The organism is Paenibacillus sp. EPM92, from assembly GCF_016586185.1.
GTDB lineage: Bacteria > Bacillota > Bacilli > Paenibacillales > NBRC-103111 > Paenibacillus_G > Paenibacillus_G validus.
Genome location: NZ_BCPS01000047.1, coordinates 1 through 21,103, shown reverse-complemented (window position 1 = coordinate 21,103; position 21,103 = coordinate 1). Strand labels below are relative to the sequence as shown.

Annotated in this window: 22 protein-coding genes and 2 pseudogenes; 4 read left to right on the top strand and 20 right to left on the bottom strand. The window is 45.6% G+C overall.

Annotated features, from left to right (window positions below):
• Window positions 1–13 precede the first annotated feature (13 nt).
• The 4 genes and pseudogenes from JMF85_RS08995 to JMF85_RS08980 all read right to left on the bottom strand — a co-directional run bounded on the left by JMF85_RS08995 (window position 14) and on the right by JMF85_RS08980 (window position 2,127).
• Window positions 14–358, bottom strand: a complete 345-nt coding sequence (locus JMF85_RS08995; RefSeq protein ID WP_236595794.1) for a GIY-YIG nuclease family protein — start codon at window positions 356–358, stop codon at window positions 14–16.
• A 12-nt stretch (window positions 359–370) separates the two neighbouring features.
• Window positions 371–844 carry a DUF6530 family protein gene (locus tag JMF85_RS08990; RefSeq protein WP_201318081.1) on the bottom strand — a complete coding sequence of 158 codons (474 nt, stop codon included), beginning with the start codon at window positions 842–844 and terminating at the stop codon, window positions 371–373.
• A 2-nt stretch (window positions 845–846) separates the two neighbouring features.
• Window positions 847–1,164: pseudogene (locus tag JMF85_RS08985) on the bottom strand (transposase); the annotation flags it as partial.
• 57 nt (window positions 1,165–1,221) lie between these two features.
• Entirely contained in the window at window positions 1,222–2,127 is a 906-nt protein-coding gene (locus JMF85_RS08980) for a LysR family transcriptional regulator (RefSeq protein WP_201318079.1), read from the bottom strand.
• A gap of 125 nt (window positions 2,128–2,252) precedes the next feature.
• On the opposite strand from JMF85_RS08980, the gene JMF85_RS08975 reads away from it, so the two are divergent.
• The 3 genes from JMF85_RS08975 (at window position 2,253) to JMF85_RS08965 (ending at window position 3,948) form a co-directional block, all read left to right on the top strand.
• Window positions 2,253–2,993 (top strand): SDR family NAD(P)-dependent oxidoreductase, encoded by a 741-nt coding sequence (locus JMF85_RS08975; RefSeq protein ID WP_127608159.1) that lies wholly within the window; start codon window positions 2,253–2,255, stop codon window positions 2,991–2,993.
• A 47-nt stretch (window positions 2,994–3,040) separates the two neighbouring features.
• On the top strand, window positions 3,041–3,361 hold the full coding sequence (locus JMF85_RS08970; protein ID WP_054796181.1) for an ArsR/SmtB family transcription factor: 321 nt from the start codon (window positions 3,041–3,043) through the stop codon (window positions 3,359–3,361).
• Between the two features lie 92 nt (window positions 3,362–3,453).
• Window positions 3,454–3,948, top strand: coding sequence for an SRPBCC domain-containing protein (locus JMF85_RS08965; RefSeq protein ID WP_372814259.1), 495 nt, complete (start codon window positions 3,454–3,456; stop codon window positions 3,946–3,948).
• Between the two features lie 82 nt (window positions 3,949–4,030).
• Here the strand turns inward: JMF85_RS08965 and JMF85_RS08960 are convergent, their stop codons facing one another.
• From JMF85_RS08960 to JMF85_RS28635, 3 genes are all read right to left on the bottom strand, one after another.
• Window positions 4,031–4,582 (bottom strand): DUF7010 family protein, encoded by a 552-nt coding sequence (locus tag JMF85_RS08960; protein WP_127608161.1) that lies wholly within the window; start codon window positions 4,580–4,582, stop codon window positions 4,031–4,033.
• A gap of 210 nt (window positions 4,583–4,792) precedes the next feature.
• Window positions 4,793–5,287, bottom strand: coding sequence for a transcription elongation factor GreA (gene greA / locus JMF85_RS08955; protein WP_155615387.1), 495 nt, complete (start codon window positions 5,285–5,287; stop codon window positions 4,793–4,795).
• A gap of 636 nt (window positions 5,288–5,923) precedes the next feature.
• Window positions 5,924–6,310, bottom strand: coding sequence for an MFS transporter (locus tag JMF85_RS28635; RefSeq protein ID WP_397375978.1), 387 nt, complete (start codon window positions 6,308–6,310; stop codon window positions 5,924–5,926).
• Window positions 6,311–6,490: 180 nt separating this feature from the next.
• Here JMF85_RS28635 and JMF85_RS08945 point away from each other — a divergent pair, with 180 nt between their 5' ends.
• A complete protein-coding gene (locus JMF85_RS08945) occupies window positions 6,491–7,387 on the top strand; it encodes a LysR family transcriptional regulator (protein WP_201318077.1) in 897 nt (298 codons plus the stop codon).
• Between the two features lie 27 nt (window positions 7,388–7,414).
• On the opposite strand, the gene JMF85_RS08940 is transcribed toward JMF85_RS08945, so the two are convergent.
• The 13 genes and pseudogenes from JMF85_RS08940 to JMF85_RS08885 all read right to left on the bottom strand — a co-directional run.
• A complete protein-coding gene (locus JMF85_RS08940; RefSeq protein ID WP_201318076.1) occupies window positions 7,415–8,368 on the bottom strand; it encodes a 2-hydroxyacid dehydrogenase in 954 nt (317 codons plus the stop codon).
• A 23-nt stretch (window positions 8,369–8,391) separates the two neighbouring features.
• Window positions 8,392–10,014: a thiamine pyrophosphate-binding protein gene (locus JMF85_RS08935; protein WP_164751837.1), complete on the bottom strand. Its 1,623-nt coding sequence runs from the start codon at window positions 10,012–10,014 to the stop codon at window positions 8,392–8,394.
• Between the two features lie 27 nt (window positions 10,015–10,041).
• Window positions 10,042–11,520: an aldehyde dehydrogenase gene (locus JMF85_RS08930; protein ID WP_127608167.1), complete on the bottom strand. Its 1,479-nt coding sequence runs from the start codon at window positions 11,518–11,520 to the stop codon at window positions 10,042–10,044.
• Window positions 11,521–11,538: 18 nt separating this feature from the next.
• Entirely contained in the window at window positions 11,539–13,038 is a 1,500-nt protein-coding gene (locus tag JMF85_RS08925; protein ID WP_201318075.1) for a tripartite tricarboxylate transporter permease, read from the bottom strand.
• A 23-nt stretch (window positions 13,039–13,061) separates the two neighbouring features.
• Entirely contained in the window at window positions 13,062–13,505 is a 444-nt protein-coding gene (locus JMF85_RS08920; RefSeq protein WP_127608169.1) for a tripartite tricarboxylate transporter TctB family protein, read from the bottom strand.
• A 61-nt stretch (window positions 13,506–13,566) separates the two neighbouring features.
• Window positions 13,567–14,592, bottom strand: coding sequence for a tripartite tricarboxylate transporter substrate binding protein (locus JMF85_RS08915; protein ID WP_127608170.1), 1,026 nt, complete (start codon window positions 14,590–14,592; stop codon window positions 13,567–13,569).
• Between the two features lie 64 nt (window positions 14,593–14,656).
• The gene (gene nfsA / locus JMF85_RS08910; RefSeq protein ID WP_141335793.1) at window positions 14,657–15,418 is read right to left on the bottom strand and encodes an oxygen-insensitive NADPH nitroreductase; all 762 of its coding nucleotides are present in this window, start codon (window positions 15,416–15,418) and stop codon (window positions 14,657–14,659) included.
• Window positions 15,419–15,598: 180 nt separating this feature from the next.
• Window positions 15,599–16,807 carry a 2-methylaconitate cis-trans isomerase PrpF family protein gene (locus JMF85_RS08905; RefSeq protein ID WP_201318074.1) on the bottom strand — a complete coding sequence of 403 codons (1,209 nt, stop codon included), beginning with the start codon at window positions 16,805–16,807 and terminating at the stop codon, window positions 15,599–15,601.
• A 119-nt stretch (window positions 16,808–16,926) separates the two neighbouring features.
• The gene (locus JMF85_RS08900) at window positions 16,927–18,189 is read right to left on the bottom strand and encodes a nickel-dependent lactate racemase family protein (protein WP_201318073.1); all 1,263 of its coding nucleotides are present in this window, start codon (window positions 18,187–18,189) and stop codon (window positions 16,927–16,929) included.
• 61 nt (window positions 18,190–18,250) lie between these two features.
• Entirely contained in the window at window positions 18,251–18,463 is a 213-nt protein-coding gene (locus JMF85_RS08895) for a hypothetical protein (protein WP_236595793.1), read from the bottom strand.
• Window positions 18,360–18,872 (bottom strand): Rossmann-fold NAD(P)-binding domain-containing protein, encoded by a 513-nt coding sequence (locus tag JMF85_RS28010; protein WP_155615393.1) that lies wholly within the window; start codon window positions 18,870–18,872, stop codon window positions 18,360–18,362. The genes JMF85_RS08895 and JMF85_RS28010 overlap by 104 nt, the downstream gene beginning before the upstream one ends.
• Before the next feature lie 102 nt (window positions 18,873–18,974).
• Window positions 18,975–20,488: pseudogene (gene tcuA / locus JMF85_RS08890) on the bottom strand (FAD-dependent tricarballylate dehydrogenase TcuA).
• A 232-nt stretch (window positions 20,489–20,720) separates the two neighbouring features.
• Window positions 20,721–21,103 (bottom strand): permuted SH3 domain-containing protein (locus JMF85_RS08885; RefSeq protein ID WP_483874219.1); only part of this gene is annotated, 383 nt, incomplete at its 5' end.

Here is a 21,103-nt window from a genome sequence, read left to right as displayed (position 1 = left end):
CCCCTTGGCAACATTATTGTATCCTCTGTCCCCGTAGGGGCTGCAATTTCTCCAGCCACGGCTTTTCCATTTGCTTAAGTTCCCAGCGCATGTCGATAACTTCGTCGGCTTCCTTTTTCTCCAACTCCTCGTAGGTGAAAGCTTCTGCCCCTAGTTCCTTCCAATCTTTTTGTAACTGGGAGTTTGCGAACCTCCCCATTTCCAATTGACCTTTAATGGTCACCCATTTGTTTTTTAGGTTGGGATAGCTATCTACATAAATTTTGCCGTTGACCTTATTTGTTATTTGTATTACACCCATGTAGGTCTTAAGCTGCTTGTATACTTCCAGAAGTTCCTTACGCTTATTCTTATCCATGTAATTCTCTCCTTAATATCCCATATCCTTTAACATTCTTGATAATGTGCGCAGCCTTTCCCCGATCAACTCATCATCATCACTCAGTGCTTGACTGAACAGTTTGATATCTTCGTGAATTTTATCATTCTCTGTACATACTGCTACAGTCATGGCATCCCCCTGCAGACCAACCCGGTCTATGACAGGATTTTGTGGATCATATAAATGCTCGTACCTGTAGGCTTCGCGGAAATACGCTAAGGATCGGCAAATCAGAATAGACAAATCAAGAACGCGATGGAGTGGGAGTTCCTCGGATTGCCGCGACCATTTTTCCCCCGTGTATCTCCATACTTTCGCAGAAATATCGACCTTTCCCCTATCGTTCCACTGAGCTAATCCCAAGGAAAGACCTTTCGCATCCGTATTCCCGGCGAATCGGACGTCAACCTGATCATAGTTTTCAGAAACGACAACAGGTTTATGTTTTAATGTAGTAGGTATTTCATGACTACCCTGAAGAGGAGAGCCCTCAGTTTCTTCCTGCCTCTCTTCGTAATCTTTGTTTGGCCTTTATGTGTACCCGATGTGTTCTCCTTAAGGTTGAGTCCTGCAAGCTTCATGATCTGCCTTGGGTGGGAATACTTGCTTAAATCCCCTACCTCTGCGAAAAAGCCTGCGATCGTATCTCTCCCGATGCCTTGGATCGCCAGCATTTGCTCAACACCAGGAATTTGGACGAGAAGTTTGTCCATCTTTGAGTCGAGGTCTTCTAACCTCTGTTGAAATAGTTCGTACTTATCTAATAATGTGCTGAGCTCTAATAGCCCTCTCGGTATTGGACTATCGTTAACCGTTAACTCAATGACTTGTGCTACGGTTCACCGCATGAGTCCATTGGGGGATTGTTCAAGAAGTTCTTGCTTGAGAAATTGGTAAAGCTTTGAGCTTGCCAGTTTCAACGGATATTCCGATGGCTTGGAAAGAATGCCGAAAGTCATGTATATAAGACTGCCGCTCATAGCCCGTATCGTAGTTCCTGTAGGAACCGGTTTCAAAACAATCTCTGGCACAAGGGCAATACCTAGTCCGCTTTCGACATAATATTTCAAAGCTGTCATACTGCCAATCTCCATCGTGTCTATTGGAACGTTCCCTGATTCCTGCAGTACCATCTCAAGTTTTCTGCGGTACGGACAGGTTTCTGACGTGATGAGCAGACGATGTCCCCGAATATCATCCGGCGTAATAACCGCTTTTTGGGCAAGTGGATGGTTCTCCGGCATCAAGACCACAAACTCTTCCTTAAATAAGGGTTCAAAATAGAGATCGGAACCCAGATCCGGTGCCGAACAAAGAGCCAAATCAACATCCCCTTTGAGAAGCCGCTCGCTCAATGTTGGCGTGTTTGCAAAGTCCAGAGAGATACGAATTTTCGGAAATTGTGATAAAAATCTCTCTAAGATACCAGGTAATCGATAACTGGCAGTTGGCTCCGTCACCCCTAAACGGATATTCCCCCTTTCGCCTAATTGTAAATCCGACAAGTTCGTTTGTAATTGTTCCATATTCTTTACAATTTGCAAACTCTGGTCGTAGAACAGTCTTCCGGCTTCTGTTAACCGGATCTTTTTTCCGCGTTCGATAAGCTGAACGCCCAATTCGGATTCAAGCTTTTGGATTTGCATCGTGACGGTAGATTGTACATAATTCATTGCATCAGCTGCACGGATAAAACTACCGTACTTCACAATCATTTGAAAGGTTTTTAATGTTTTAAGATCCATCGTAGTTCTCCTAGCTCCGAGTTCATTTTTTTTGAACCTATCGATCAATTTATTCAATTATACAAATTCGAAATGGCAATATACAATCATTTACATCAGAGTTTAGCAAAAGGAGATGACTACATATGAATTTAAAAAACAAAGTGGCTCTTGTTACCGGCGGTGGTACAGGGATTGGCCGCGCTACTTGTCTCGCGCTTGCTGAGCGGGGGGCTACCGTCGCCGTGAACTATTCGCGCTCTAAAGCCGATGCGGAAGAAACAGCACAAATCATCAATATAAAAGGTGGGTGCGCAATAGCCATACAAGCCGACGTTTCTCAAGACAAGGAAGTAAGGGAAATGGTTGATAAATTGGTGCAGCAATTTGGGAGAATTGATTTGCTTGTGAATAATGCCAGCATTACACGGCATATCCCGTTTGATGATCTGGAAGCGGCAACGGAAGAAGTATGGGACGAGCTTTATGATGTTAATGTCAAAGGAATGTATCACTGCGCGCGAGCTGCAGCCCCTTTCATGAAAATGAATAAACAAGGAGCGATAGTCAATCTCGGCAGTATAGCCGGACAAACAGGATTAGGATCCTCTCTTCCATACGCCGTATCCAAAGCGGCAGTTCACGGTCTTACGAAATCGTTAGCACGCGCCTTAGCTCCGGATATTAGAGTCAACTGTGTTGTTCCAGGAGCCGTCGCGACAAGATGGTGGGCTGGAAGGGAGGAACAAATGAAGAGGCTGGCTCCTAATCTTCTGCTGCAGCGAGTTTCAACACCTGAAGATATCGCTAAATTTATCTGCGCAGCCTTGGAACAAGAAGCAATGACAGGTCAAATCATTACAGTGGACAGTGGACAAACGTTATAGGGAATATTCCTATAAGTGTATATTCAAATGGAAAGGAGATACGTTATATGGGCGTGAACATGACAACATTGAGTGCACTTGCCGAGCCCAACCGATTACACATCGTCGAGCTTTTGCGTGACGGTCCACTCACTGTAGGAGAAATAGCCGAACGACTCGGGCTCCGTCAGCCGCAGGTATCTAAACATCTACGTGTACTTGGTGATTCCGGGCTCGTTGAGGTGCATCCAAGCGCGAATCGCCGCATCTATAAACTGCAGCCACAGCCCTTCTTAGAACTGGATGAGTGGATTGATTCCTTTCGAACCCTATGGGAGGATAGATTCGACCGCTTGGACGATTATTTACGTGAATTGCAAGGAAAGTAATAACGGGGATACGGCTTTGTAGCGCAGCTGGGAGCAATTGTGCAACTGCATAATTCATTATTTAGGAGGAAAATGAATTGACGACAAATAAAATGATATCGAAAGTAGAAGATCATGTTCTGGTACTGGAGCGCGTATTCGATGCGCCGCGTGAGCTCGTGTTTAAGGCTTTTTCGGAAGCTGAACACTTAAAACGCTGGTTTGGACCGAAAGGCTGGCCGCTTACGGTTTGCAACATCGACTTCCGTCCGGGCGGGGTATGGCATTTCTGTATGAAGTGCACAGACGAGAGCCAGGAATATTACGGCCAGGAATCTTGGGGCAAAGCAGTCTACCACGAAATTGTAGAGCCAGAGCGGATTGTCTACGTCGACTCGTTCTCCGATGCGGAAGGCAATATAGTTGAGGGAATGCCGGAGACGCTGGTCACGATGACCTTCGTCGAACATGAAGGCAAGACGAAACTGATCAGCCACGCTCAATACGCATCGGCCGACGCACTCAAGACCGTAATGGATATGGGAATGCTCGAAGGTATAGCCTCGACTTGGGACAATCTGGAGGAATTTCTGGAAGAAATTAAGTAAGGTGCGGTGTGATGACCGAATACATCAGCACGGCCGCTTGGCTTTGAAGCCGGCGGCCGTTTGTGTCATCAAGCCATACCCTTTATATATGGTCCCTCCGGTTTTCATTTTGAATCCAAAAAAAAGAAATGAAATAGACGCATGCGATCGCTATTGGCGTTGTAAAATATGAATTTTCAACAAATATGGCACCAAATATAACCGAAACGATGACGGTAGCTACTGCCATGAATAAGTAGGCTTTACTACGATAAATCAAGAAATACGGCAGGAAATGAGCACCGCCCAACACACCGATAAAGAATGGCAAATATTCGGGGTTATGCACGTATGCAAATATCCAGACAGGCAAGAATAATCCTTGAATCCCGCCAACCAGTCCACCCAACACTCCAAGAGGACTTTTACACATGACATCAAAACCAAGCATTTTACCAAGCAATACGCCTAATGGAAATATACTCCCCATGCCAAACAACCAAACCATTTTTAAAATGTCTTCTTCTAAAAATTGAGCTAGAATAGTCACCACAATCATGAATAGTGCTCCGGCAAGCGGAAAGGAATATCCTCTTTTGGCCGTCCTGATCAGATCATTTCTCATTTCTTCAAAAGTCATGTCTTCATACTTCATGCAAATCATCCATTCCCATAAAATGTTTTTACCCAACCCTGTATTAATGACGTAATCTTGAGACTATTGTTGCATAGCGTGTTATTGTTTATTAACATGAATGTGCCCGGCAGCACAGCAAGGCTGCCGATCGAGAAACCGGCAGCCCGCGTCATCACTATATTATACTCTCGTTTCCTATTAACGACAATTTTTGACCACTTCCCGCTTTTAGCTCCCCTTAATTTCAAGCAGCTCATATTGCAGGATACCCATCGGAGCGTTCACGTTAATGATGTCACCTACTTTTTTGCCCAAGAGCTCTTTCCCGAGCGGACTTTCGTATGAGATTTTGTTATCCGCCACATTGGCTTCGGCCGGACCAACAATACGGTATTCAATCTTCTCAGCGAATTCGATATCATTTAGGATCACTACAGAACCTATGCTTACGTGGTTCAAGCTCATGCTGGCCTCATCCACTACCTTGGCTTTTTTTAACATGCGCTCAAGCGTCAGGATCCTTGTTTCCATAAATGCCTGATCATCCTTAGCCGAATGATATTCGCTGTTTTCCTTGAGATCACCGTAACTAATCGCTACTTTCAGCCGCTCAGCTAATTCTTTACGCTTGACGGTTTTAAGCTCGCGGAGTTCCTCCTCTAATTTCGCCAAGCCCTCTCGCGTTAAAATCATTTCATCATTACCCACTGTTCCCACTCCCATCTGGCTATCGTCGTACCATTTTACCTTATCCCGTGACTAAATGGAACTTATCTTGCCTACAGGACGGGAGACATAGAGAAATTCCCGTATATCCTAAAAGCTATCGATGAATTTATCGATTCTCTTCAAAAAAATATTAATATTTCCAATATCTACATACCGGGCGATGTATGCCCTGATAAGACGTTGAATGGAATCGAGGCCATACATAGTAGGATTAGAAAAGGACAGGCCGAATGTAATCATTCGTCTGTCCTTTCACCGGTTGAACTTATCCATAAATGATTTGGATGGGCAGCATATTTCCATCGGCAGGGGTCTCGTTACATATCCGAGAAATGTCAACACTGCCCCACTCGCCCAAAATACGGCGGACACGCCTGCCAAGCCTCCAATTCCGCCGAAAACCAATGGAATCATGAACTGAGATGCGCGGTTTACCGTCATCCGAAGTCCCAGTACTTCACCTCGGCGATCCGATGGGCTGACTTCCAATACAAACGATAAACTAAGCGGATGCCCCCTAGTATTCCGACAAACACAACCAACACTGTGATCCAGGGTGATAAAGGGGTTAATAAGTAAATTACGCCGCTAATGTATAACGACCTGGTTAACAGCTTCATTCGACCGAATTTACCCCCATTTGTTCCCCCAGCAATGGAAAATAAGCGGAAAAGAGTTCCCGATTAGAGAGCACCTGCCCATACATTTTTGCAAAGAAACCATTAATAAAGTAATAGCTATGCCAATGAGTGACTGCTGCAGTACAAATGTTACAAAATTGGGAAGCGCCGTACCCATAACCACTGCAACCAAATACGCACCGTTGCCGAGCATTAACATCCTTCGTATCCCATACTTATCGGTCCATTTACCCATTCGTACTGCGAGAAAAACGGGCAGCAGCGCATAACAAGCAACAATAATACTTATTTCAACAGCGGTAATCCCGAGGAAGGAAGCATGCAGCGAGACGACCGGCTTTATTCCAAATAGTATAGTCGTATGGAGCAGATTCATGAGCGAGACCATAAAAAACACCAAAAGCTTCTCACCGACTTCCTATCTATATAAATTTCCTTAATGAGCGCTAATTTACTTTGATTCCCAATTTAACTGTAGTACAATTTATAATTATAAGTATGATTGTGAGATATTTTAAATTTCGATAATTTTTATCTATTATATTCGGAGGTACTCATGGACGAGAAAGACTGGCTCATTATTAAAACCCTTTATGAGAAAAAAAGCATCTCCAAAGCAGCAGAGCTCCTTTACATCTCTCAACCGGCTTTAACGTACCGCATACAAAATATTGAAAAACAGTTCGGTGCCCAAATGGTTTCGCGAGGTAAAAAGGGGGTTGAGTTTACCCCGCAAGGAGAGAGCATGGTAGAATATGCTGAAAAGATGCTGCTTGAATTGCGAAAGACCAAGGAAATGGTCCAAAATATGAACGATCAAGTTCGAGGGACGCTGCGGCTCGGCGTTTCAAGTAACTTTGCCAGGTACCGTCTGCCGATTTTATTAAAACAATTTCTAGAGATTTATCCCGAAATTGAAATCCACGTCAAAACAGGCTGGAGTTCAGAGGTTGTAAATTTTTTATACAGAGATGAAGTGCATATTGGAATCGTGCGTGGTGAGAACAATTGGCATGAACAAATACATTTGTTGTATGAGGAGCCCCTCTGCATTGCTTCTACGAACCCAATCCATTTGCAAGATTTGCCCAATCTTCCGAGAATCAATTATAAAACCGATTCGCACTTAAAAGACTCCATTTACAAATGGTGGCAAGCTCATTATAATCAGCCTCCGCTTATCACTATGGAAGTAGATCGAATAGACACTTGCGTAGAACTAGTTAAGCATGGTATGGGTTATGCGATCATACCGGGCATCATTCTAAGTGATCACGACTCTTTACACACCATAAAATTACATTCGTCAGACAACAAGCCTATCCTTAGAAAAACCTGGATGATTAACCGCGACATTACATTGGAGCTTTCGGTAGTGAAAGCCTTTGTAGATTTTATAAAGAAAGAATCATGCCATGTTCTAGGTGATGCTTCGGAACATCCTATAGAGTAATAAAGCGCCGGCGCCGGGTGTATCCTCTCAAATGCTGTTATCTTTAAAGGTAATGATATTCTTCAGCGACTCGTCCGCGAAGCGCTGAAGAACGTCCCACGTTACATAACCGATATGAGGGGTCAGCACAACATTCGGGCAGTCCGCAAACGGATTAGACTTCAGCGGTTCTTCTTCAAACGTATCGATTCCCGCACCTCGAAGATGTCCTGACTTTAATAAGCCAACAAGCGCTTCGGTATCGACAAGGGCACCTCTTGAAGTATTGATAACTATACTTCCCTGCTTTAGTTGGCGAAGTCTCTCCCTATTCAACAAACCTATTAAAGCAGGAACGAGACGGAGATGGACGGAAACCACATCCGAAGTTCCAAGGAGCTCATCGAGCTCTAACACCTGAACTCCATAGGAATTTTCATCCCCCTTGATCCCCGTCGGGCGCCAAGCTGTCACTTCCATACCGAGGGCGGAGGCAATTTTCGCCACCTCTTTGGCAATTTTGCCGAAGCCCAGCAGACCAAGCCGCTTTCCTTTTAATTCAAACCCCGGCGTTTGGATCCAGTTTCCTTCTTTTAAATGAGCCTGATGAACCGGGAATTGTCGTGAACAGGCGATCATCATACCGATTGTCAGTTCCGCAACAGACGAAATGGACAGGCCCGGCGAGGTGAATACTTGAATCCCTCTTTGGTTCACTGCATCCAGGTCAATATGAGACACTCCGGTACCGGCCTGCGAGATGGCCTTCAGCCGTGGCAGTTGCTTCAAGACATGGTCAGGAAGGGGAACCCTCTCTCGAACGAGAACAACGACATCGGCCTCCCGCATCAATTCCACGGCTTCGGCTTCTGTAACCGGATCGTGTGAGAACGTGATTTCAAACCCCCGCTCCCTACATGGGTTCGCATAAGGCGAAGTAGGGAAGACCTTTTCATAATCGCCTAAAACGGCCAATTTTTTTACAGCGTCCTGAGCACTCACTAGTTTTCATCCCCTTTTAACCTCTATAGTTCTCGAATCGCTTCAAACTGTTCGTGATAGGTCGACGGATCAATCTTAGCTTCTATGATGGAAGGCATGCCGTTAGTGGAGGCAAGTGCCTGACGGATAGCCAATCTGAGCTCGTCTTCCGTCTCGGCGCTCCACCCGTTAGCTCCTAAACTTTCGGCAAATTTGACGTAATCCGGTGCCACAAACTCGGTACCAAACGGCTTGCTGTAGCCTTTCTTAACCTGCTTAACATCCATCAGGCTCAACCTGCGGTCGGAGAATATAATTGAAATCACAGGCCATTTGTTTTGCACAGCGGTGGCGATTTCCGGCAATCGCATCATGAATCCCCCATCACCGGTTAGAGAAGCGACCACCTTATTGGGATAAACATGCTGCAGAGCCATTGCAGCAGGCAGCCCAAAGCCCATAGTTGCCAATCCGTTTGAGATAAAAAAGGACTGCGGGTTCATCGACTCCCACAATTCAATAACCAGCAGCTTGCTGGCTCCAACGTCGGCGGTCATCAAAACATCCTTGGGCAGTTCCTCCTGCGAGATCATGATGACCTTGTCTGCGGTGAGAGCAGGACCCGATGTCTCTAAGGTCACTCTTACCAGATTACGATAGCTGGCTACTTCATCCAGCTTCCATTGATTACTGCAGTCCGTCATATATTCACGAATGGAATGTAAGGTATTTCCAATGTCCCCCACCGCTTCCACAACGGCACGGTACATTTCTTGATCATTTGAATCATTGCTTATGTAGACAACGGGCTGCGTGTACCGCCATTTCTTAGGCAGCAGTTCAACAGGGTCAAGACCAATTCCAACAATCAAATCACATTTATCCATGATGGAAGTCTCGAGTCTTCCGCCCATGAATACACCTAGCGACAGTTCATGATAATCACTTAAAGAGCCTTTAGCCTTAGCTGTTTTAAATGTTGGAATGCCAAATTGTTCGATAAACGCTTTTAAATGTTCGTACTGTTCCCCATTACCTGTATTAATGCTTAGACCCACAATAGCAACGGGGAATTTAGCTTTTTTAATGAGAGCGGCCGCAGCTTTCAAGCTGGCCTCATCAGCCGTCAGCCGATAAGCATCACGGCAGAAGCTGCCGGTGTCTTCGTCGACATCCTTGTTAATGATGTCATTCGGAACGTCGAAGTGTACAGGCCCTCTCTTGGGAGTCATGGAGACAGTGTATCCTCTATTTAACATGCTGCTCCAATTGGAAACCGACAGGCTGCTGGCGAGCTTGGTTAGCGGTTTAAAAGCCTCAATGTGGGACACCTTTTGCCGCAGCGCGTAATCTACGCTATCGTGACCATATCTGTCACTCAATGAGATTAACGGCGCACGGTCCAATAAGGCGTACGCAATACCCGTTGACATAGATAAGGCTCCCGGCCCGAGGTCAGAAAGGCATACGCCTGGCTTACCGGTGACCTCGCCGTACACACTTGCCATAATGGCGGCTGTAGTTTCGTTCTGAGTCAGTACAAATTCCATATCAAGATCACCCATATAACATAGCAAATCGGAACTGCTTCCCCCTCCAGGAAGGCCGAACACCGTATTGATTCCTGAATTTCCTAATTTCCTGGTAATCGCTTCTCCTAATTTCAAACTCGTCACCTCTCCACTATTCTGAGCTCACATTTGTATCGAGAACGGATCCCGCGTATCGTCGGATAAATTCAACATGATATTCTTGATCTGCGTGTATTCCAACAGCGCATGCCAGCCTCTTTCTCTCCCATGGCCGCTCAATTTTACCCCTCCGAACGGAGCTTGAGCTGCCGATGTCCTATATGTATTCACCCAAACGGTTCCCGCCTGAATTTGTCTGGCTAACCGGTGAACCCGCTTCACATTGGACGTCCATATCCCGGATGCCAAGCCATACTTGCTGTCATTGGCAATCTGTACAGCTTCGTCTTGATCTGTGAATGGAATAACAGACAGAACGGGTCCAAAAATTTCTTCCTGCGCAATCGTACTTTTATTATCAACATCGATGAATATCGCGGGGGCAATAAAATAGCCGTTCTTCAGCTCATGATCGGTTACTGCATGGCCTCCATAAACTAATTTTGCTCCCTCGTCTTTCCCCTTGCTGATCATCCCGAGAATCCGATCATACTGAGGCTTATTCGCGGCCGGGCCCATTTCCGTTAACGGATCTATAGGATTGCCTAATCGAATCGTTTTTGCTTTGTCCACAATCTTTTGAATCACTTCATCGTAAACGGAGTGCTGTACAAGCAGACGCGATCCGGCAATGCAGGTTTGGCCGCTTGCGCCATAGATGCCCGCTACCGCTCCGATTACAGCCGCATGAATATCCGCATCGTCGAAAATGATATTAGGGGATTTCCCTCCGAGTTCAAGGGTTACCGGAATCAAATTCTGGCTTGCATTGCGGGAAATGAGCTTACCGGTTTCCGTCCCGCCGGTAAAGCTGATCTTGTTTACGCCCGGGTGCTGCGTTAAGTAATTTCCTACCCTGCCGTCCCCTGTGACGATATTCACCACACCATCCGGAAAACCGGCCTTTTGAATCAGCTTACCCAGCTCTAATGTAGTGGCGCTTGTGTGCTCAGAGGGCTTAATCACAACCGTGTTCCCTGCAGCCAGGGCCGGCGCAAGCTTGTTGGCCAATATGGCAATAGGCGAGTTCCACGAGGTGATAAGAACGACTACGCCGACGGCTTCCCTTAGGGTATAGTCGAACATCATCGGATTATCGAGCGGAATGACTTCGCCATATAATTTGTCGGCGTAACCTGCGAAGAAACGATAATTTCTAGCGGCAAAATGCATCTGATTTGTTGTTTCGCGAATCACTTTGCCGTTATCGGTTGTCTCCAGTGCGGCCATTCGCTCCGCATCTTCGTCTAATAGATCAGCGAATTTCATTAACAATCGGGCTCTCTCTAAACCGTTTACATGTTTCCAGGACGTATCAAACGTTGTACGCGCCGCTTCGATCGCTTCGTTCACATCCTCTTCCGAAGCTTGTGGAATCTCCGACCAAACTTCTTGATTGAACGGATTGATCGACGGAAAACGTTCCTTGGTTGAGCTGTCCACCCAGCGTCCCTTGATTAGCATTTGGTAATGAGCTGCCATGTTCCTGTTCACCCGCCTCTATATTGAAATGTCTTCTTTTTTAACAGATCTCTTTTTCAAAAATTGAAAAAGCATGTTGCCTACAAGAAGGGCTATCAAGCCTACAAGGACGATGGAGTACCCTCTGGAGACAAAAATGCTGTAACTGCCATCAGATAACATCAATGAGCGCCTTAAGCTTTTCTCCAGCATCGGGCCAAGCACGAATGCCAATATGAACGCGGGGAAAGAATAATCCAGCTTTAAAATAAAGAAGCTGACCACACCGACGATGATCGTAACCCACACATCAAAAAGGGAACCCCTCGCGGCAAAAGCACCGATCAAAGCTGCAAAAAGGATGATCGGAATCAAAATATAGTTTGGAATGGTTAACGTTCTAGCCCACAAGGCTGTAGTCCATTTGCCCAAATAATACATCGCAATCGTCGCAACCAGAAATCCCCAGAAAATCCCGTAGATCAGATTGGGATCATTCTTAAACACCTGCGGGCCGGGTTGAATGCCGTGAATCATAAATGCGGATAAAATCACGGCTGTAGCGGCTGACCCAGGAATCCCCAACGTTAATAAGGGAATTAAGGCTCCGCCCACAACCGCATTGTTGGCTGCTTCAGGGGCGGCAATTCCATTCGGTTCCCCCTTCCCGAATTTTTCCGGATTTTTCGAAGATCTTTTAGCATCCGTGTAGGCAAGCCACGAAGCCGGACCCGCTCCTAATCCCGGGATAATCCCCGCCAGAGTTCCGATAATCGATCCCTTCCATACACTTTTATTGACCGATTTATACTCCTTCCATGTTAAATTCGTCTTCAAATTCTGGTTGTCTGTTACGTAGCGCTTATTCAGATCATCTGTCAACATCGACAATACTTCCGAAATGGCGAACATCCCCGTCAGCATGGCAATCATCGAGAGTCCTTCCATCAAATCCATGCTTCCCATTGTAAATCTTTGAGATCCCGTAAAGACATCCATGCCGATCATGCCGAGAAGCAGCCCCAGCAGTACGGACACAGCGCTTTTCATCGCATCCTTCGAGCTTAAACTGATAATGCATACGAGTCCTAAAACCCCGATTAAGAAAAATTCCGGGTCGGCAAACTTGATGGTCAGTTTGGTTAAAGGGATGGCCAGCACCATCAATATTAAGGTTCCGAATAATCCCCCGATGGTGGATGAGGTTAAAGAATAGCCTAACGCCTTGCCTGGAAATCCTTGTTTCGCCATGGCGTTGCCGTCAAGTGTTGTCGCGACAGCCGCGGCATTACCCGGTATGCCTAGTACAATAGACGAAATGGAACCCCCATATTCAGCGGATTGATAGAGGGATACCAGCATGAGAATAGAAGCCAACGGGTCCATATTGTAGGTAAGCGGTAATAGCAGAGCGATGCCAACCGTGGGTCCGAGTCCTGGTAGAACTCCGATAAATAACCCGAATATGGCGCCAAAAATAATGGCGAACATATTTCCCCAAGTAAACAGAAGGGAGAAATCAAAGGAAAAAAACTCCATATACGAACCTCCATACCCGGTTTTTAGAAGGTGATGCCCAATAGAAGTTCAAAAGTTCCATACACCAGCAGCACCATTAGCAGTGAAATACCCATGGCTTTACATACTTTTATAAAAGAAGGTTTGGCTTGATCGTACAAATATATGAGAATGGCAAGAAAAACAAACGATACGATGTAAAACAAGCCCATCCATTCCCAAACAGCTGTAAATAAGGCGGACAGTACTATCGTCCAAATGATATAGCGAAGATTAGGCAGCGGGATGTGTTGGTCATTTTTCTTCATTGTCGTAAAAAAGCTGAGGATACAGCACAGAATGAGAAGGACACTCACTATGCCGGGAAAGTAGGCCGGCCCGATTTGCCCGCTGGATGACTTGGGCAATGTTTGAGAGGAGATGAAAAAAAACGCTCCAATGCCGATGAAAAAAAGCAAAGATATATAAGTTGCTAATTTATAGCCCATCCCTACGCCTCCGTTGCCATGTAATGGTTGGGGAATCAGCCTGTGCTAATCCCCCTTTCAATTAGTTGGGCAAGCCTTTGAATACTTCTTCCCCATCTTTCATAAATTGTTCAAAGTATTTGGCGAAATCGGCGCTGTTCTTGTAAAAGTCGATTTGGTTTTCTTTTTTCTGATATTCCTGCCACTCCGGATCCTTCATGGCCTGTTCAAACGCCTTTTCCAATTTTTCCAGTCTCTCTTTGGGAATGCCCGGCTTTCCGAAGAAACCTCTCCATATATTTTCATCTGCGATTTTCGTGAGACCGAGCTCTTTCAAGGTAGGAACGTCTTTACGGTTCGGAGCCCGCTCACCGCTGCTCACGGCTAACAAACGAAGGTCACCGGAATCGACCTGCGCATTCACAACCGAACTGGATCCTACCAGGACATCCACATTTCCTCCTAACAGTGCAAGCACCGACTTGTTTCCCCCGTCATAAGGAATATAGCTCGCTTGAATTCCAGCCTCTTTGAATATTTTTAAAGCGAGTACATGATTGGTTCCTTTAACCGTCGAGCCGGAAAACTTCAGCTTACCGGGATTTTCCTTGGCGAATTTCACCAGCTCCTCAAATGTTGTAAATGGGCTGTCTTTCTTTACGGCCACAGTTTGATAATCCGCGTTGATCGTTGCGATGGGAAGGATATCCTTCGATTTAAGAGAGACTTGGCCCGCTGCCATTGTGTAGGCAAAGGTCGAAGAGTGATAAACAATGGTGTAACCATCAGCCGGCTGCGCTAACATATGCGTTACGCCGATTGCTCCGCTTCCGCCCTCTTTATTGACGATAACGAGGGATTGTCCGAGGTATTTCTCGGCAATCTTGCCAAAGGTTCTGGAGAACACATCGCCGGGAGACCCGGCTGTGAAAGGAACTACCAAGTTGATGGCTTTGTGAGGGTAATCATCCGCTTTATTGGCTGAACCGGTATCCTTCGACATCACTTCCGTCGAATGGGTCGATCTCTGTGCACCGCAGGCCGCAAGTGCCAGTACCAGAAATAAAATAAAGATAGGAGAAACCGCTTTTTGAATTTTTTTCTTCAAACCAATTACCTCCCTAACCTCATAAATGTATTAGAAATACCGGTAACCGTCGTTATGGGTAGTCTCATCTAAGAAGAAAGCCTTGTTCCTTTAAAAAGGACTTCATGAACAATCTTCGGGATGGCTTGCGTTTCATGGTTTGCGTTTCTGTCCAAGTCTCAGACCGGCTGCCTTCGGTCCTGTTGAGATAATATTGTTTCATCACTTCGTCATATTTTCGAATATGTAGGGACGTATCTTCGATTCGTTTATACTCATTTTCAAAATAAAACGCTTTCAAAGGAAGCCGGGGCTTTTTTTCCGGGATTTCCTCGGGATAGCCGATACACATCCCAAAAACCGGGTAAACCCGCCTCGGTAAGTTCAACAGTTGCGTTACTTCATAGGGATAATTTCGCAGCCCTCCGGTATAAACAATCCCAAATCCAAGCGCTTCAGCGGAAACAGCGGTATTTTGCGCTGCGAGCGCGGCATCGATCGTTGAAATCAGAAACATCTCTGTAGTATCCAGCGATTCGGCCATATCCACCCCGCTGAGAAGCGAGATCTGTTCCAACCGATATAAGTCTGCACAGAAAACGAGGAACTCAGCGCAGGTTTTCACGTGAGTTTGATTGCCGGCATACACTGACAATTTACTTCTCTTCTTAGGATCGGTCACCCTAATAATCGAATAAGATTGGCCGTGGCTTGATGAGGAAGCTGCTTGGGCCGACCTAATGATGTGCTCCAAATCGGATTCAGCAATTTCTTTATTTATGAATTTACGTACGGATCGATGATTTTGTAATAGACGGATCACATCGGGATAATTTTCAGCATTCATCGAAGTTCATTCCCTCCCTCTTGGCACCTTTGTGCGATGGAAATAGCTTGATCTGCTCTTCATTTCAAAGCAGTAGATTCAAACCGAATGATAGCGCTTTCCTTTCTCTGTTCCTCATCACTTCCTTTTCCAGTTTTGGGCTTTCACTGCAAATTTACTATTATTTCAACATTTAGACAATTATTCATAAATCCCTTCTTTTACTTGTGCATCCCCCGGCATCCAGCTTCGAAGCAGTGCGGCTGGAACATGGGCATAGCCCTCCATTAATCTTCTGGCCGTCCGTCCATTCGCGGCCCTTGTCACTCTCCAGTTATTACCGTCTTGTACGACAACGGATTCCACTTCTAGGATTCCGGACGGATGGCCAATCTTTACCTCCGGGTTAGGCGAAGAAAATAATTGATTAGGAATCGTATCAGGGATTTTGGTAGCCGTGGCGAGAGCCATCGCACCACTGACCGCATAGGCCCTGTGCAGCGACCCCATCGAAATGTAACGGGATACGATATCGACTTCGGTTTCCTGGATCAGCTTGTTTTTATTTGTGGTATATTCACTCGATGAGGAGACTAAGGCTATTTTGGGAAGCGCATGAGTCGACGGGGACACTGCTGCCCGGTCTTCCTCCTTTATAACGCCAATTAATAGTCCACATTCCACCCTAATGTGTTCCAATGTGTCCAGCAGGTGTGGATGACCGTAAATTTCTGTTTCTGACTCAATACCCTTCAGCCCCAGATCTGTCGCCCGAACAAAAATCACAACATTCGCACAGTCAATAATCGTGACTTGAAAATCCCGCCCATCTTTAAGTTGGACTAGATCAACTGGATTTCCAGTGGGAAGAGTTCTGCCGGTAAATCCACCGCCCGAGTCCAAAAAGTTGATCATGATTCTCGATGATGCTCCGGAAACGCCGTCAATTACATAATCGCCCTCATATTGGATTTGCCCGTTCTTGACCGGTATTTCCGCAACTATGATTTTATTCGTATTCGTATTATAGATATGGACGTGAGTGGTGGGCTCCTTCAATTCCACGTAGCCCTCCTCTGCAGCATACAAGCCTACAGCAGTAACGAAATTCCCACAAGTTACGTTATAATCAATTCTTTTGCTCTTCAGGCTGACTTGACCAAATGTATAATCAATATCCGCATCCGGATGAGAGGGGCGTCCGACCAGCGCGAGTTTGCTTTGCAGAGGCGTACCTCCGCCAAGCCCATCAATTTGATTAATGTCAGGAGTACCGTATAATCGTATAATGACTTCATCCCGCAATGCAGGATCCCAAGGAAGATCTGAATTTCTCAGTACCAAACCTTTGCTGGTTCCCCCCCTCATGATGACGGCTGGAATTTTATGAATTTGGCCAAAATCGTACATAGCCTTACCTCCATTGGGTAAATTTGTTCATACAATTATGGTAGCACCCTGTGGAGAATAAAAAAATACATTTATTCTTTGTTTATATATAAAAAAATTCGATGTTAACATGTCATGTTTCACTGTCTTACCTTTAACAGACAATCTACTGCGTAAGGCAGAACGGCTACAGTCGGTGGAGCGGAACATTTCATTTTCGCACTTTGAAATGCCTGTTCGATAGACTTCGAGGGATAGAAAAACATAGTTTTCAATTGTGACGGATCCAAATGATGCGATATAAAGTAGACATTATGCTTGAGTAAGGCGCGGGCATACATATAAGCTTTCGAAGAATGGTTATGGTTGTCAAAGCCGGACTGCTTAAACCGATCGATCACTTCCTGCGGATCTCTTGACTCTATCAATAATTTCCCAAACGATCCTATACCATCCGGACATTCAGCAACCAAAATAATCGAGCCGCCGGGTTTCGTTATGATTTCAGCAGATGCGAGAGCTTTTTGCGATTGATGCATGTCAAAATCTTTGGGATATCCTCCGGGAGAAACAATGGTAATGTCATATAGATGAGGCACTTCCAATTCCCAAGCCTGTCTGCAAATCGTTACTCCGGCTTCATGAGCTTCTTCCAGATCACCGGCAACAGTAGCTACAATTTCCCCGCGATGATTTTTGACAACATTAACGATGAAATCAACGCCTACGGTTCTCGCGGCCTCGACAGCTTCCTCATGAAACCTGTTGTTTTCGGTAATTCCCATAACGGGTTCTTCCGAACGTATTGGAAAAGAATGATGCTGCAGCAGGCTTGTCACGCCGGCTACACCCGGCACGATACTTTTTCTGCCGCCGCTAAAACCAGCCGTTTGATGTGGAGTGATAATTCCCGTAATAATCGTCAAATCCGCTTCTACTACCAAACGGTTGACTTCGATGTCCAAACCTCTTCTTGTTTGCCCGAGGTAAACCAGTTGGGAAGGATCCGATGCGTTGTGATTGACTATTAAAAATCTTTGGAAATTTTCATACCCTACCATCTCATGGAGTTCTTCATTCGTGTTCGGGCGATGGTTCCCAGTTGCAACAAGCAAAGTAATCGATGTATCCGGGATCCCGCCTTCGTTTAACTCTTTTGTAATTTCCTCCACTAATAATTTAGTTGGAGTCGGTCTTGTAATGTCATTGATCACAATGACTGCGTTCTTTTTGCCTGCTGCAAGATCGGCCAAGCGCTCACTTCCAATCGGGCTGCGGACCGCTTTCCGGACCTCTTCCCTTTCGTCTAATACTTGGGCCAAAGATTTCACAGCCAGCTCAGCGACAGGAACTTCCAACTCAAAATGCAGTAATCCTTTTCCATAAGGAATTTGATAGATCATCGGTACTTTTCAACTCCCCGGATTATTTGTACTCTATCGCCTCCATTGCTTTCCCCCCATTTCATTGATCCTTTAGAGTTAGCGCTGATAGATTAACGATATCCTTCTCATCGTAAAATGACCCGTGCTGATGAAAATGATTGATATGGCGGCACGCTTTATCCAGCACGTTATGCATCGCCTCCACGGTTCCCCCTCCGATGTGCGGCGTGAGCACCATATTGGTCAATGTAGTAAAAGGATGTCCTCGTTCTATCGGCTCCTGCTCGAACACATCGAGACCGGCACCGAGAATGTGTGCCCTTGTTTACAATTTCGTTATGGGCGATATTCATTTGCTTGAAGACCATCATCATCAAAGCAACGGCATGTTCCGCCACCGACCGGGCATTTCCCCCCTTTGTCATACTTACGGGAATCCCTCTGTTCGAAGCGGTTTCAAGATCAATGTTGTTTACACCGGCACCTAATTTTTGAATAAACCGGCAGGTTTCGGCTTGTTCCATCCATTCCTTAGAAATGCCTCTTGTAAAAGTAATGAGTACGTTAGCCGAAGAAATATGGTTGTGCACGTCGCGGTCATTTTCACAAAACACGATTTCAAAATCGGCGTGCAGCTTACTTCGAATTAAACTTTTCATGCGATCGGAAATTTTATCGAGCGAGACCACTTTGGCCTTCATCTTTCCCGTCACTCCTTCGTTGACTGGCGGATAAAATAAAAATAGTCCTCACTGCGCTGGCAGTTGAACTATCTTTATTGAAAAAAATCTTTATTGAAAACGTTATTGGTTAACGATATCTTTCGTTTTTCCCCTTACATAACGGCTTGCGGAGGCTCCCGCGAATTTGCCGAAAACGGCACCTGACATCAGGCCGGATCCGCCGGGATAATTTTCATAGAATAAACCGCCAACCATTTCACCTGCTGCATAGAGCCCGGAAATAGGTGCACCCTCTTTGTCCAGCACCTCGCCGGTCGGATTCACATGCACACCGCCAAAGGTAAATGTAATGCCGCAAGTAACGGGAAACGCATAGAAAGGTCCCTGGTCCATACGCAGCGCCCAATTAGATTTCGGGGGCGTAATGCCCTTTGTTCCTTTACCGTCCTTCACTGTAGGATTATAATCGCCTTCCTGCACGGCTTGATTGTATGCCTCGATCGTTTGGAGGAATTGCTCCTTATCTATTTTAATAAGGTCCGCTAATTGTTCCAGGCTATCCGCTTTAAAGAAAGTGGCTTCCTCTAGGAAATACTCCTTGCGAAGCATGGGGTGCACCTGCGCATCGAAAATCTGATAGGCCATGTGGCCCGGCTGTTTTAAGACTTCCCGTCCATATTTCGCATACGTATAGTTTCTAAAATCCGCGCCCTCATCCACGAATCTATTCCCCTCATTATTAAAGATGAGTCCTAGCGGAAAAGAGGACTTTTTGAAGATGTCTCCCGGCTTCGTGAAATCTCCTACTTTAGGTGCGTTAAGGTCAGTTCCGATCGAATGACATCCAGACCAGTCGCCGTAAGCCTGAGCTCCGGCTTCTAACGCTATCTTAAGCCCGTCTCCAGTATTATATTCGGAGCCTCTGACAATTGCTGCATCCCATTGGGAGCCAAGATGCTCGGAACGCATCGTTTGGTTTGCCTCAAATCCGCCGCAGGCCAAAATAACACTACCCGTACGCACCGTTACAATGCCTTCCGGTTGTTCGATTTGAATGGCTGTTACTTGATGATTTTCCATCTCCAGCTTGATGGCACGTGATTCGTACCACACATCGATTCCGAGCTCTGCCACGCGCTCGTTCAATTGGGCAACAAGTCCCACGCCTTTATTTTGGTTTTCAACGGAAGGCCGCCCCAGAAGTGTGTTTTGCCATCTTTCTCAAAAGATTGATTTTCGTTAAGCTCGAAAATTACTCCATTTTCGTACAGCCATTTAATCACTTTCATGGATTGGGATACTAGTTGTTTGGCTAATTGGGGATCACTTTTTCCTTCTGTTACCCTCATCAAATCATTGTAATAATCTTCTTCATTGTAGACAGGCATATAAATTCTCGCTGCTTCTTCATCCGTTATTCCGGGAAGCACCTCCCTCAGTTCCTCCAGATCACGATAGGCAGTACGTATAGCACCATCCGTGAAAAAGGAATTACCTCCCCGCTTTTGAATCGGACCCTTTTCAAGTATCAATACTTTCGATCCATTTTCTTTAGCTGATATACCGGCACATAAAGCGGCATTCCCTGCCCCTACAACAACCACATCGTAAGTTAAAAATTTTTCATCGGCCATATTTTTAACCTCCACAGTAGGAATAAGTTTATCTGCTTATAAGTGTAATACGGGCATAATCATAATCCAAATATTTAGTTTTTATGATTTAGTATAAGTAATTTTTATCATAAGGGTAGAAATAAAAGCTGTATCATTTTCATTTTGCAAAACAAATAAGCCCGCCATGGCTGGCAGGCTAGACCCTATTGTATATAGCCTATTCCAACCGGGATAGCAGAAACACGACTAATTATGGAGTCACAGCAATTTTCTGTTGATCTCTTAGCGAGTCAGGTACATTTACGATAACCAGACTACCTGCTTCAAGTCCCTTTTTCACTTCGATAAAAGCCTCATTTTTGATGCCTGTCTCAATAGGAGTTCGGACTGCCCTTGTTCCTTGTGCCGTCCATACATAGCTTGTTCCGTCGTCGTTTTGCTTCACGGCGGCGTAAGGTACTTGCAAAGCGGATTCAGTTCGGCCGCTTACAAAGTTAACATCCACCTTGTATCCGGGAAGCAGCTTAGCGGTGCTTTCGTCCAAGGACAATGTGACAGCGACGACAGCTTTTTTGCCCTGGTTATCTTGAGACGCCTTGGCAATAGGGGCCATTTTGATGACGCGTGCCTTGT